General features: G+C 67.3%; 9 protein-coding genes. 6 read left to right on the top strand and 3 right to left on the bottom strand.

The genetic code is table 11. The features are described 5' to 3' along the window. The first annotated feature begins 9 nt into the window (after positions 1–9). The 3 genes from rplI to alr all read left to right on the top strand — a co-directional run bounded on the left by rplI (position 10) and on the right by alr (position 3,169). Complete coding sequence (gene rplI / locus ACIGKL_RS10540; protein WP_397486593.1) at positions 10–456, top strand: 50S ribosomal protein L9; 447 nt, start codon at positions 10–12, stop codon at positions 454–456. 117 nt (positions 457–573) lie between these two features. Beyond that, a complete protein-coding gene (dnaB, locus tag ACIGKL_RS10535; protein ID WP_021442794.1) occupies positions 574–1,968 on the top strand; it encodes a replicative DNA helicase in 1,395 nt (464 codons plus the stop codon). Positions 1,969–2,092: 124 nt separating this feature from the next. Next, positions 2,093–3,169, top strand: coding sequence for an alanine racemase (gene alr, locus ACIGKL_RS10530; protein WP_397486592.1), 1,077 nt, complete (start codon positions 2,093–2,095; stop codon positions 3,167–3,169). Between the two features lie 3 nt (positions 3,170–3,172). Here the strand turns inward: alr and ACIGKL_RS10525 are convergent, their stop codons facing one another. Next, positions 3,173–5,056, bottom strand: a complete 1,884-nt coding sequence (locus ACIGKL_RS10525; protein ID WP_397486591.1) for a diguanylate cyclase domain-containing protein — start codon at positions 5,054–5,056, stop codon at positions 3,173–3,175. 202 nt (positions 5,057–5,258) lie between these two features. On the opposite strand from ACIGKL_RS10525, the gene ACIGKL_RS10520 reads away from it, so the two are divergent. From ACIGKL_RS10520 to ACIGKL_RS10510, 3 genes are all read left to right on the top strand, one after another. Beyond that, on the top strand, positions 5,259–7,550 hold the full coding sequence (locus ACIGKL_RS10520; protein WP_397486590.1) for a YgiQ family radical SAM protein: 2,292 nt from the start codon (positions 5,259–5,261) through the stop codon (positions 7,548–7,550). A gap of 212 nt (positions 7,551–7,762) precedes the next feature. Next, positions 7,763–9,007 carry a parallel beta-helix domain-containing protein gene (locus ACIGKL_RS10515; protein ID WP_397486589.1) on the top strand — a complete coding sequence of 415 codons (1,245 nt, stop codon included), beginning with the start codon at positions 7,763–7,765 and terminating at the stop codon, positions 9,005–9,007. Beyond that, entirely contained in the window at positions 9,004–10,110 is a 1,107-nt protein-coding gene (locus tag ACIGKL_RS10510; RefSeq protein ID WP_397486588.1) for an SO2930 family diheme c-type cytochrome, read from the top strand. Before ACIGKL_RS10515 ends, ACIGKL_RS10510 begins: the two co-directional genes overlap by 4 nt. Before the next feature lie 4 nt (positions 10,111–10,114). Here ACIGKL_RS10510 and ACIGKL_RS10505 read toward each other — a convergent pair whose 3' ends face one another. Continuing rightward, positions 10,115–11,599: a TolC family protein gene (locus ACIGKL_RS10505; protein ID WP_397486587.1), complete on the bottom strand. Its 1,485-nt coding sequence runs from the start codon at positions 11,597–11,599 to the stop codon at positions 10,115–10,117. A 62-nt stretch (positions 11,600–11,661) separates the two neighbouring features. Continuing rightward, on the bottom strand, positions 11,662–12,995 hold a 1,334-nt coding region (locus tag ACIGKL_RS10500), incomplete at its 5' end, for an Ig-like domain-containing protein (RefSeq protein ID WP_397486586.1).

The raw sequence follows: 12,995 nt of genomic DNA, 5'->3' as shown, positions 1-12,995 counted from the left end.
AAGACCCAAATGGAAGTCATCCTGCTGGAAAAAATCGCCAATCTGGGCAACCTGGGCGACAAAGTGAACGTCAAGGCCGGTTACGGCCGTAACTTCCTGCTGCCGCAGGGCAAGGCCACTGCCGCTACCGCTGCAAACGTGGCTGCGTTCGAAGCCCGCCGCGCCGAGCTGGAAAAAGCCGCTGCCGAGAAGAAGGCTTCCGCCGAAGCTCGCGCCGCTCAGCTGGCCGAGCTGGAAGTCACCATCACCGCCACCGCGGGCGATGAAGGCAAGCTGTTCGGTTCCATCGGCACCCACGACATCGCCGACGCCCTGACCGCCTCCGGCGTGGAAGTGGCCAAGGCCGAAGTGCGTCTGCCCAACGGCACCATTCGCCAGGTCGGCGAGTACGACGTTGCGCTGCACCTGCACACCGACGTCGAAGCCACCGTCAAGGTGGTCGTGGTCGCCGCCTAATCGGCAGCTGCCAGGCGGGCTTGCACTCCGGTGCGGGTCTGCTGACAATCGGGCACGGTATCGCCTCGGCGATCCGTGCCCTTTGTTTTTCTATCGCCGTATTTTTTCTCCGAGCCTATGAACGACATCAGCATCCCCGAGCAATACGACCTGCAGACCGCCGCGCTGAAAGTGCCGCCGCACTCGATCGAGGCCGAACAGGCGGTGCTGGGCGGCCTGATGCTGGACAACAACGCCTGGGAGCGGGTGCTCGATGGGGTGTCCGACGGCGACTTCTACCGGCATGACCACCGCCTGATTTTCCGCGCCATCTTCAAGCTGGCCGAGCGCAACCAGCCCTTCGACGTGGTCACCCTCTCCGAGCAACTGGACAAGGAAGGCCAGCTGTCGCAGGTCGGCGGCCTGGCTTACCTGGGCGAACTGGCGAAGAACACCCCCTCGGTGGCCAACATCAAGGCCTATGCGCAGATCATTCGCGAGCGCGCCACGCTGCGTAAGCTGATCGGCATCAGCAACGAGATCGCCGACAGCGCCTACGCCCCGGAAGGCCGTACCGGCGAGGAAATCCTCGACGAGGCCGAGCGCAAGATCTTCGAGATCGCCGAAGACCGGCCGAAGACCGGCGGCCCGGTGGGCATCAACGACATCCTGGTCAAGGCCATCGACCGCATCGACACGCTGTTCAACAACGGCGATGCGATCACCGGCCTGTCCACCGGCTTCGACGATCTGGACAACCTGACCAGCGGCCTGCAGCCGGCCGACATGATCATCGTCGCCGGTCGTCCGTCGATGGGTAAGACCACCTTCGCCATGAACCTGGTGGAAAACGCGCTGATGCGCAGCGACAAGGCGATCCTCGTCTACTCGCTGGAAATGCCGTCGGAATCCATCGTCATTCGTATGCTCGCCTCGCTCGGCCGTATCGACCAGACCAAGGTGCGTGCCGGTCAGCTCGACGACGACGACTGGCCGCGGCTGACCAGCGCGGTCAACCTGCTCAACGACCGCAAGCTGTTTATCGACGACACGGCGGGCATTTCCCCCAGCGAGATGCGCGCGCGCACCCGCCGCCTGGCTCGCGAGCACGGCGAGATCGGCCTGATCATGGTCGACTACCTGCAGCTGATGCAGATTCCCGGCTCCAGCGGCGACAGCCGGGTCAACGAAATCTCCGAAATCTCGCGCTCGCTCAAGGGCCTGGCCAAGGAATTCAACTGCCCGGTGATCGCCCTGTCGCAGCTCAACCGCGGTCTGGAACAGCGGCCCAACAAGCGCCCGATCAACTCCGACCTGCGCGAATCCGGGGCGATCGAGCAGGACGCCGACATCATCCTGTTCGTCTACCGCGACGAGGTCTACCACCCGGAGACCGAGTACAAGGGCGTGGCCGAGATCATCATCGGCAAGCAGCGTAACGGCCCGCTGGGCACCGCCCGCCTGGCCTTCCTCGGCAAGTACTCGCGCTTCGAGAACCTGGCGCCGGGCAGCTACCAGTTCGACGACGAATAAGCCGGAGCTCTCGGGCCGATTCCCCGGATTGCATCCGGGCTACCTCGCGCGGCCAAGGCCTGGATCAATAAAAACGGGCGCCCAGCGGTTAAGATGGGCGCCTGTTTTCCGTTCAGGCCCTGCCATGCGTCCGCTTGCCGCCATCGTCGATCTCGCCGCCATCGTCCACAACTACCGCCTGGCCAAGCGCTGCGCGCCGGGGCGCCAGGCCTTCGCGGTGGTCAAGGCCAACGCCTACGGGCATGGCGTGCGCGAGGTGGTCACCGCGCTGCACGAGGTTGCCGACGGCTTCGCCGTGGCCAGCCTGGAGGAGGCCGCCGAGGTGCGCGCCATGCACGGCGAGGCGCGCATCCTGCTGCTGGAGGGTTGCTTCGAGGCCAGCGAATACGCCATCGCCGCCCAGCTCGGCCTGGACCTGGTGCTGCAGAGTGCGGCGCAGGTCGGCGCGCTGCTCGCCAGCGAGCCGTCGCGGCCGCTGAACGTCTGGCTCAAGCTGGACTCCGGCATGCACCGTCTGGGCTTTGCCGCCGCCGAGCTGCGCGGCTGGCATGGGCGCCTGCGCGCGGCGCCGCAGGTGGCCGAGCTCAACCTGCTCAGCCACTTCGCCTGCGCCGACGAGCGCGGCCATCCGCTCACCGAGCTACAGGTGGAGCGCTTCCTCGAACTGCTCGATCTGGATTTCGAGCAGCGCTCGCTGGCCAACTCGGCGGCGGTGCTGACCATCCCCGCCGCCCATATGGACTGGCTGCGCCCCGGCATCATGCTCTATGGCGCCAGCCCCTTCGCCGAGCTCGGCGCCGCCGAGCTGGGTTTGCAGCCGGCCATGACCCTGGCCGCGCGGGTGATCGCCGTGCGCGAGGTGGCGGCGGGCGAGAGCGTCGGCTACGGCGCGACCTGGGTGGCCGAGCGGCCCTCGCGCATCGCCACGGTGAGCTGCGGCTACGCCGACGGCTATCCGCGGCATGCCCCCAGCGGCACGCCGCTGCTGGTCGAGGGCCGGCGTGCGCCGCTGGCCGGGCGGGTGTCGATGGACATGCTGACGGTGGATATCACCGACCTGCCCGCGGCCGGTATCGATTCGCCGGTGGAGCTGTGGGGGGCCAAGCTGCCCGTGGACGAGGTGGCGGCGGCCTGCGGTACCATCGGCTACGAGTTGCTGAGCAAGGTCACCGCGCGGGTGCCGCGACGTTATATCGGCTGAGGTTCAGGCCAGGCCGCTGGGTATCTTGAGCACATCCAGCTGCAGGCAGGCCTGCTCGCTCAGGTCGCCGCCCTCGCCATGCACCTGGGAGCCGGAGCGGCCCAGCTCCTTGACGCGATACAGCGCCTGGTCGGCGGCCTTGTACAGCCCGGCGAAGTGGCGGGCATGCAGCGGGTAGAGCGCCACGCCGATGCTGATGGTCACCCGCAGGCGCTCGGCGCCGTAGTGCACCGGTTCGGCGAGGTCGGCCAGCAGGCGCCCGGCGATCTCGCGGGCCTGGTTTTCCGCGTCCTGGCCGCAGATCAGCACGGCGAACTCGTCGCCGCCCAGGCGCGCCACGGCATCGCCGGCGCGCACGTGCTCGCGCAGGCGCTTGGCGATCACCTGCAGCATCAGGTCGCCGGCGGCATGGCCGAAGCGGTCGTTGATCGGCTTGAAGTGATCCAGGTCGATCAGCAGCAGCGCCACGCTTTCGCCGTGCCGCTCGGCATGGGCCAGCGCCGATTCGCAGCGCTCGACCAGGTAGCGACGGTTGGGCAGCTCGGTCAGCGGATCGTGGAAGGCGGCGTGTTCCAGTTCGCGTTCGCGCTGGCACAGGCGCGCGTTGGCCGCGGCCAGTTCGGCGGTGCGTGCGGCCACCGCGGCCTGCAGCTCGTCGGCGCTGGCCTGCACCTGGGCCAGGCGCGCGGTCTTCTCGCGGTCGGCCTGCTGCAGCGCTTCGGCCTTTTCCTGCTTGAGCATCTGGATGCGGTAGGCCAGGGCGAAGGAGAACAGGATGGTCTCGGCCGCCACCGAAATGGGAAACAGGTAGGCGGTGAAGTTGCCCGGCTCGATCAGTCCGGCGGCGCGCATCACCAGCACCAGGGTGCTGGCCAGCACGGCGCCGTAGCCGAGCAGGTAGAAGCGCGCCGGAAAGAAGCCCTGGTAGACGCGCATGGCGGCGCTGAACAGCGCGGCGGGCACGGTGACGATGGGGGTCAGGGCGATGATCAGCGCGCCCTCGGCGCGGTAGCCGAAGGCATTGACGAGGATGGCGACGACGTACAGCGCGCAGCCGGCATTCAGCAACTGGTGCGGCCAGCGCAGGCCGCGCCGGGTGTAGAGCAGCTCCTGGGTGAAGCGCATGACGAAGATGCCCCAGAGCGAGGGCAGGGTGATGCGATCCAGCCAGAACGGCACCGCGCTGCCGGGCCAGAGGTGCTGGAAGCCGTGGCCGGTCATGCTGAGGATGAACACCAGCACGCAGGCAGTGGCCAGCACGTACCAGAAGTAGGCCTTGTCGTGCAGGGCGATGAGGATGAACAGGTTGTACAGCAGCAGGGCGAGGATCACCCCGTAGATCAGGCCGAAGCCGAGGTTCTCGCGGCTGGCCTGCTGCTCCAGGTCGGACAGTTGCCAGACCTTGAGCGGAAAGGAGTTGCCGCCGGGGTCGAGGCTGCGAAAGTACAGGGTCAGGGGTTGTTCGCCGAGCTCCGGCAGCTTGAACAGCATGCGCCGGTAGGGATAGTCGCGGCCCTCGGCGTAGGGCACGGCGGTGCCGCTCTGGCGCTCGTGCCAGCCGCCCTGGCCGTCCGGCAGGTACAGCTGCAGGCGGTAGATGGTGATGCCGGCGTTTTCCAGCCACCACTGGCGCGGGGCGTCGGCGCTGCGCTGCAGGCTGACCTTGATCCACCAGGGGTTGCGGCTCTGGCCGACGGTGGCGCGGCCCTCGGCGGGCGCGAAGCGTGCCTGCACGGCGGGGTCGGCCATGTCGGCTATGCTCAGCCGGCCGCCGACGTCTTCCAGCAGTTCGATCCGGTCGTTGAGCCACAGGCCGCTGCTGCCGGCGTCCAGGGTGATGGGCGCGGCAGTGGCCCAACCGCAACAACAGGCCAGGATCAGGATCATCAGTCCCGGAGAGAGAAAACGCCCCACCCGCTTACCCCTTGTGCCAGGCCGTCTGGCGGCCGCCGGATTTGGTCTCTGGCTCCGAGTATAGCCATTGGCCAGGTTCGTGATCACAAAAGATTCGGCGCCGCCGGGGTGGGTGGGTTGATCACTTTTTATGCTATGATCCGCGCCCCTTCGAGAGCCCGATCGATCAAAAAACATGCAAGCCGCCAAGCCGCTGTTCGACTATCCCAAGTACTGGGCCGAGTGTTTCGGGCCCGCGCCCTTCCTGCCGATGAGCCGGGAAGAGATGGATCTGCTCGGCTGGGACAGCTGCGACATCATCATCGTCACCGGTGACGCCTACGTCGATCATCCTTCGTTCGGCATGGCCATCATCGGTCGTCTGCTCGAAGCCCAGGGTTTTCGCGTGGGCATCATTGCCCAGCCGGACTGGCGCAGCAAAGACGACTTCATGAAGCTCGGCGAGCCGAACCTGTTCTTCGGTGTCGCTGCCGGCAACATGGACTCGATGATCAACCGCTACACCGCCGACAAGAAGATCCGCTCCGACGACGCCTATACGCCCGGCGGCCTGGCCGGCAAGCGCCCGGATCGCGCCAGCCTGGTCTATAGCCAGCGCTGCAAGGAGGCCTACAGCCACGTACCGGTGGTGCTGGGCGGCATCGAGGCGTCCTTGCGCCGTATTGCCCATTACGACTACTGGCAGGACAAGGTGCGCCGCTCGATCCTGATGGACGCCACCGCCGACATCCTGCTCTACGGCAACGCCGAGCGCGCGGTGGTCGAGGTGGCCCAGCGCCTGTCGCGCGGCGAGTCGATCGCGACCATCACTGATATCCGCGGCACCGCCTTCGTCCGTCGCGACACCCCTGCAGGCTGGTTCGAGGTCGACTCCACCCGCATCGACCGTCCGGGGCGCATCGACAAGATCATCAATCCCTACGTCAACACCCAGGACACCGCCGCCTGCGCCATCGAGCAGGAGAAGGGGCCTGCTGAAGACCCCAACGAAGCCAAGGTGGTGCAGATTCTCGAAAGCCCGCGCATGACCCGCGACAAGACGGTGATCCGCCTGCCGTCCTTCGAGAAGGTGCGCAACGATCCGGTGCTCTACGCCCACGCCAACCGCGTGCTGCACCTGGAAACCAACCCGGGCAACGCCCGCGCCCTGGTGCAGAAGCATGGCGAGGTGGACGTGTGGTTCAACCCGCCACCCATCCCGATGACCACCGAGGAAATGGACTACGTGTTCGGCATGCCCTATGCGCGCGTGCCGCACCCGGCCTATGGCAAGGAGAAGATTCCGGCCTACGAGATGATCCGTTTCTCGGTGAACATCATGCGCGGCTGCTTCGGCGGCTGCACCTTCTGCTCGATCACCGAGCACGAGGGGCGCATCATCCAGAACCGTTCGCACGAGTCGATCATTCGCGAGATCGAGGAAATGCGCGACAAGGTGCCGGGCTTCACCGGCGTGGTCTCCGACCTCGGCGGGCCGACCGCCAATATGTACCGCATCGCCTGCAAGGACCCGGAGATCGAGAAGCACTGCCGCAAGCCGTCGTGCGTATTCCCCGGCATCTGCGAGAACCTCAATACCGATCACAGCTCGTTGATCGAGTTGTACCGCAAGGCCCGCGCGCTGCCGGGCGTTAAGAAGATCCTGATCGCCTCCGGCCTGCGCTACGACCTGGCGGTGGAGTCGCCCGAGTACGTCAAGGAACTGGTCACCCATCACGTCGGTGGCTACCTGAAGATCGCGCCGGAGCACACCGAGCGTGGCCCGCTGGACAAGATGATGAAGCCGGGGATCGGCAGCTACGACCGCTTCAAGCAGATGTTCGAGAAGTACTCGAAGGAGGCGGGCAAGGAGCAGTACCTGATTCCCTACTTCATCGCCGCGCACCCGGGCACCACCGACGAGGACATGATGAACCTCGCCCTGTGGCTCAAGCGCAACGGTTTCCGCGCCGACCAGGTGCAGGCGTTCTACCCGTCGCCGATGGCCACGGCCACCGCCATGTATCACTCGGGCAAGAACCCGCTGCGCAAGGTCACCTACAAGAGCGACGGCGTGACCATCGTCAAGAGCGAGCAGCAGCGCCGCCTGCACAAGGCCTTCCTGCGCTACCACGACCCCAGGGGTTGGCCGCTGCTGCGCGAGGCGCTGGAGCGCATGGGCCGCGCCGACCTGATCGGCAACGGCAAGCACCAACTGATCCCCACCTATCAGCCGCAGACCGACGAGTACCAGAGCGCGCGGCGCAAGAACTCGACGCCGGCCGGTAGCAAGAAGGTCGGCGCGGCCGCCGGCAAGATTCTCACCCAGCACAACGGCCTGCCGCCGCGCGCCAGCGACGGCAGCAAGCCCTGGGACAAGCGCGAGCAGGCCAAGGCGGCGGCCTTCGCCAAGCTGCAGGAGCAGAAGAAGGGCGGCAAGGCCGGGGGCGGCGGCAAGAAGAAGCCGCGCCCGGTAGCGCCGCGCTAGCATCGCAACGCCAGCCTAGTGCTGGCGTTGTCGTTTCTGCTGGCCCGTTGTCTGGATTCGCGGCTAACGCCGCTCCTACCCTGCGACGTAGCCCGGATGCAATCCGGGGAATCCACGCGGCATATCCCCGAATCGCATCCAGGCAGCGGGCTTGGTTTGCGCTCTATTTGGAACTATAGTTCCAAAATATAAGAACAACACCGGAGTCCGTCATGCGTAGCGCCGCGCCATCCCTGCTCGCCCTGTCCCTGTTGCTCGCCGCCTGCAGCGAGTCGCCGCCGCCGGCGGCCGACCTGGACTTCCAGAAACAGCTACAGACCCAGCTGATCAAGGCCAAGCCGGGCGAGGTGATCGAGCTGCCCGCCGGCACCTTTCAGCTCGATCGCGGCTTGAGCCTCAAGGTCAGCGGCGTGACCCTGCGCGGCGCCGGCATGGATCGCACCATCCTCAACTTCAAGGGGCAGAAGTCCGGCGCCGAGGGGCTGCTGGTGAACGCCTCGGACTTCACCATCGAGGACCTGGCCCTGGAGGACAGCAAGGGCGACGCGCTCAAGGTGGTCGGCGGCAAGAACATCGTGATCCGCCGCGTGCGCACCGAGTGGACCAACGGCCCGGCCACCGAGAACGGCGCCTACGGCATCTACCCGGTGCAGACCGAGAACGTGCTGGTCGACGGCGTGGTGGCCATCGGCGCCTCGGACGCCGGTATCTACGTCGGCCAGTCGCGCAACGTGGTGGTGCGCAACAGCCGCGCCGAGCGCAACGTCGCCGGCATCGAGATCGAGAACAGCATCGGCGCCGACGTCTACGACAATGTCGCCACCGGCAATACCGGCGGCATCCTGGTGTTCAACATGCCCAACCTACCGCAGCCGGGGCATACCACGCGGGTCTACCGCAACAGGGTCGAGGGCAACAACCACAAGAACTTCGGCCACAAGGGCACGCCGGTGGCGAGCATTCCGGCCGGTTCGGGGGTGGTGATCAACTCCAACGACCAGGTGGAGATCTTCGACAACGACATCGGCGAGCACCGCACCGCCAACGTCATCGTCAGCAGCTACTTCAGCACCGGTTACAGCGACCTCTCCACCGAGGAGGATTTCGACCCCTACCCGGAGGCCATCCATATCCACGGCAACCGCTTCGGCCCGGGCGGCGACAGCCCGGACAACCTGGAGCTGAAGGCGCTGAAACTGGCCAAGTTCGGCCTCAACGGCCGCCTGCCGGACATCCTCTGGGACGGCTACGTCAACCCGGACAAGCTGGTGGACGGCCAGCTGCCGGCCCAGCTGGCGATCTGCATCGACAACGGCGACGCCGGCATCGTCAATGTCGACGGGCCTGGCGGTTACAAGAACATCAGCACCGATATGACGCCGCACCGCTGCGAGCTGCCGCGCCTGCCGGCGGTGGAGCTGCAGGCGGCGCTGGCCGAGGCGGGCGAGGACGCATGAAGCGCGGCTGGCTGGTGATCGCCGCGCTGCTGCTCGGCGCCTGCGAGCAGCAGCGCGCGCCGCTGCACCTGCCCAGCGGCGAGGGCTACCCCGACCAGCTCAGCGCCTGGGGCGTATTGCGGCTGCAGGATGGCCAGTTGCAGCCAGCCGCCGGCGTGCTGCCCTACGACCTCAATACGCCGCTGTTCACCGACTACGCGCATAAGCTGCGCACTGTCTGGATGCCCACGGGGCGCAGTGCGCAGTACGCCGAGGCGCGTTTCGACTATCCCGTCGGCAGCGTGTTGAGCAAGACCTTCTACTACCCGCGCGACACCCGGGGCCGCCTGCAGCGCAGCGAGCAGCAGGGCGCCGAGGCGGTCGAGCTGAAGCGGGTGCGGCTGATCGAGACGCGCATCCTGCTGCGCCAGGAGCAGGGCTGGGTCGCGCTGCCCTACGTCTGGGACGAGGCGCAGCGCGAGGCGACCCTGGACTGGGCCGGCGCCAGCTTCGACCTCGAGTTGCACGACGAGCGCGGCGAGGTGCTGGCGGTCGACTACCAGGTGCCGGACGCCAACCAGTGCGCCGGCTGCCACGAGGAACAGGCAGGCAAGGGGATACAGCCGCTGGGGCCGAAGGCGCGCCAGTTGAACAAGGATTTCGCCTACGCCGATGGCACGGCCAACCAGTTGCTGCACTGGCAGGCCGCCGGCCTGCTACAGGGTCTGCCGGGCAATATGGCCGAGGTGCCGCAGAACGCCCTGTGGGGCAAGCCGCGAGCGGGGGAAAGCCTCGAAGCCCAGGCGCGCAGCTACCTGGACGCCAACTGCGCGCACTGCCACAACCGCGAGGGGCCGGGGCGCACCTCCGGGCTCTATCTCGACCCGCACACCCCGCTGGGCATCGCCTATGGCCTGTGCAAGCAACCGGTGGCGGCGGGCAAGGGCTCCGGCGACCGCCTGGTGGATATCCACCCCGGCGCGCCGGAGAAGTCGGTGCTGAGCTTTCGCCTGCACAGCACCGACCCCAGCATCATGATGCCCGAGCTGGGCCGCTCCAGCGCCCATCGCGAGGGACTGGAGCTGATCGACCGCTGGATCGCCAGCCTGGACGGCGAGTGCTGAACCGTTACAGCTGGCCGGCCTGCCACTGCGCCTCGCGGCTGGCCAGGGCCGCGGCGATATCCTCGATGCGGTCGGAGGCGATACTCTCCGGCAGCGGGTCGAGGCCGACGCTGGCGAACAGCTGGCCATAGCTGTTGCGCAATTCGGCATAGGCCAGGTCACGGCGCAGGTCGGCCTGCAGGGTGTTGAGCTCGCCCTGGATCAGCTCCAGCTCGCCGATGCCCTGGGCCTGGTAGCGGTTGCGCAACTGCTCGACGATCTGCCCGTCGAGGCCGGCCAGCTGCTGGCTGGTCTGGAACTGGCGCTGGGCCTCGCGGAAATTGGCGTTGGCCACGTGCAGTTGCGCCAGGATGGCCATCGACATCGCCTGGCGACGGGCGTCGGCCACGTCCTGGCCGGCCTTGGCCACGTCGATGGCGGCCGGCGCGGAGAGCACGTTGAACAGGTTCCAGGTGACCTTGACGCCGTAGTCGGCCCAGCTCTGGTTGACCAGGAAGGAGTTGCTGTCGTAGTGGCCGCCGGCGGAGAACTCCAGACCCGGCAGCAGGCGCAGCATGGCCTTGCGCGTTTCCGCGGCGCTGATGCGTGCCTGGTAGTCCTGCTCGCGCAGCTCGGGGCGGCTGGCCAGGGCCTCCTGCTCGAGCAGGTCGAGCTCGACCTGGAGCTCCGGCACCTGATAGCCGGCATCGGGGGCCAGTTCGACCTCGGTGCCCAGGGGCAGGTTGATCAGGGTGGCCAGTTCGGTCTTGGCCAGCGACAGCGCGCGGCGCTGCTCCTCCAGCTGGCGGGTGGCTTCGATCAGGGCGCGCTGGTAGCTCAGGGCCTGGATCGGGTCGCCGATGCGCTGCTCGCTCAGGCGCTGGCTGTTGTCGCGCGCCTGCGCCACGCGGGCCATGAGGTTGTCGATCTGGCTCAGCAGGCGGTCGGCGGCCACGGCGCGCCAGTAGGCGGAGCGCACGTCCTGGATGATGGTGTGCACCACCTTGCGCCGGCGTTCCTGCACGATCAGGCGCTGGTCGCCCTGCTGCTTGGCGCTGACGTAGCTGACGCCGAAGTCAAGCACGTTCCACACCATGGTCAGGTCGGCGACGCCACGGTCGCGATCCTGCGAGGTGGAGGGTTCCAGCGACTGGGTGCCGGTCTCGACGCTCTGGCTGCTGGAGGCGCTGACGTTGCTGCGCCCGGCATAACCGGCCGACAGCGCCATGCGCGGCAGCATGTCGAAGCTGGCCAGGTCGACCTGGCGCTGGGCCATGGCTTCTTCCATCAGCTTCAGGCGCGCCTCGAGGTTGTACTTCACCGCGCGGGCCATGGCCTCGTGCAGGGTCAGCGGGCCGCTGAGCGGCTCCTGATCGGCGAACATGGCCTGCAGGTCGTTCTGCGCGCGCTGCTCGCTGGCGCTGCGTTCGATGGGCTGGCTGGTCACTGCGCAACCGCTGATGGCCAGGCTCAGCAGGCTGACCGCGAATAGTGTGTGGCTCTTCTTCATCCTTGGGCCGCCCCCTTGTTACGGCACCGACTCACTGGTTTGTCGTTGTTATGCGTTGTGGATCAGGCCGGCGGCTGGCCCGCCGCGACCTCTTGCAGGGCCTGGGCCAGTTCGCGCAGCTGGCGCTGTTCGCCCTCGCGCAGGTCGTGCAATTGTTGGCCCAGCGTCGGCGCGCCGAAGATGGAACCAGGGTTGCCGCCGCCCCATTGCTTGCCGTCGAAGACTTTCAGCGGCTCGCTTTCTTGCAGGGCGTCGCTGCCGAAGATGTTGGACAGGCTGCTGGAACCGAACACGCCGCCATCGCCGCCGCCGAAGCCGAGGAAGCCGCTGCCCGAGCCGTCGCCGCCGGCATCGCTGGAGCTGGCGAAGACCTGGGCGATATAGCTGGGCGCCAGGGCATTCTGGTTGATGAAGATATTGCCCAGGGTCGGGATACCGCTGCCCAGGGTCGGTACCTCGAACAGCGGCGGCGGCAGCAGCGGCGAGGTGCTCGGCGGTGGCGGCAGGCTCGGCAGGGCGGGCTGCAAGGGCGCGCTCGGGATATCGGCGATGCTGCTCGGCGGATTGGCACGGAACTCCGGGTCGCCTTCGCTTTGCGCCAGGCTGTAGGCCTGCCCGACCAGGCCGGTGACGAGCAGGTTGCCGGCGGCATCGGCGATGGCGCTGCCGCTGGCGTTCAAGGCCAGCGCCAGGGTGCCACTGCCAGCCACGTTGCTGACGGTGATCTGGAAGGTACGGCCGTCGATCTGCACCAGGCTGCTCAGGGCGCCGCTGGCGTTACCGCTGGTGACCAGGCTGAAGTCGCCGAGATCCACGCCGCTCACGTCCTCGTTGAAGATGACGGTGTAGCGCACGCTATCGGCAGTGGTCGGCGTAGGGTCGAGTGCGACGATGGCGCTGGCGATGGGCGCGTTGGTGTCGACGATCACGCCGCTGCTGTCGCCGACATTGTTCAGCGCCAGGCTCATGGCATTGCCGCTGGCGTCGCGCAGGGTCGCGCCATTGCTGAGCAGGCCGCTCACGGCGATACCGTCGGCGTCGTTGTCTCCCGGCTGGACGCTGTACTGGAACACCAGGGTTGCGCTGCCGGAGCCGGCCACGTAATCGGCGAACACCGTGCTGCCGCCCATGTCGATGGCCAGGCGCGGGGTGCCGTTGACGATAACGGCTTCGCTGACGCTGACCACGAAGGTCAGGGTGTCGCCGGCGTTGTACTGCACCCCCACCGGTACGCTGACGCTGCTGACGGCTGGGGCCAATGTATCGATGCCGTAGTTGCTGGACAGGGTGCTGCCGGCACCGGCGTTGCCCGCCGCATCCTGCACGCCGGTGTTGTCCAGGGTGATCAGGTTGCTGGCGTCGGTGAGGTTGGCGCTCGGCGTCAGGGTGGCTGTCC

The sequence above is a fragment of the Pseudomonas sp. NPDC077186 genome, from assembly GCF_044543505.1.
In the GTDB taxonomy this organism is placed as follows: Bacteria; Pseudomonadota; Gammaproteobacteria; order Pseudomonadales; family Pseudomonadaceae; genus Aquipseudomonas.
This window is presented reverse-complemented; position numbering and strand designations above follow the sequence as displayed.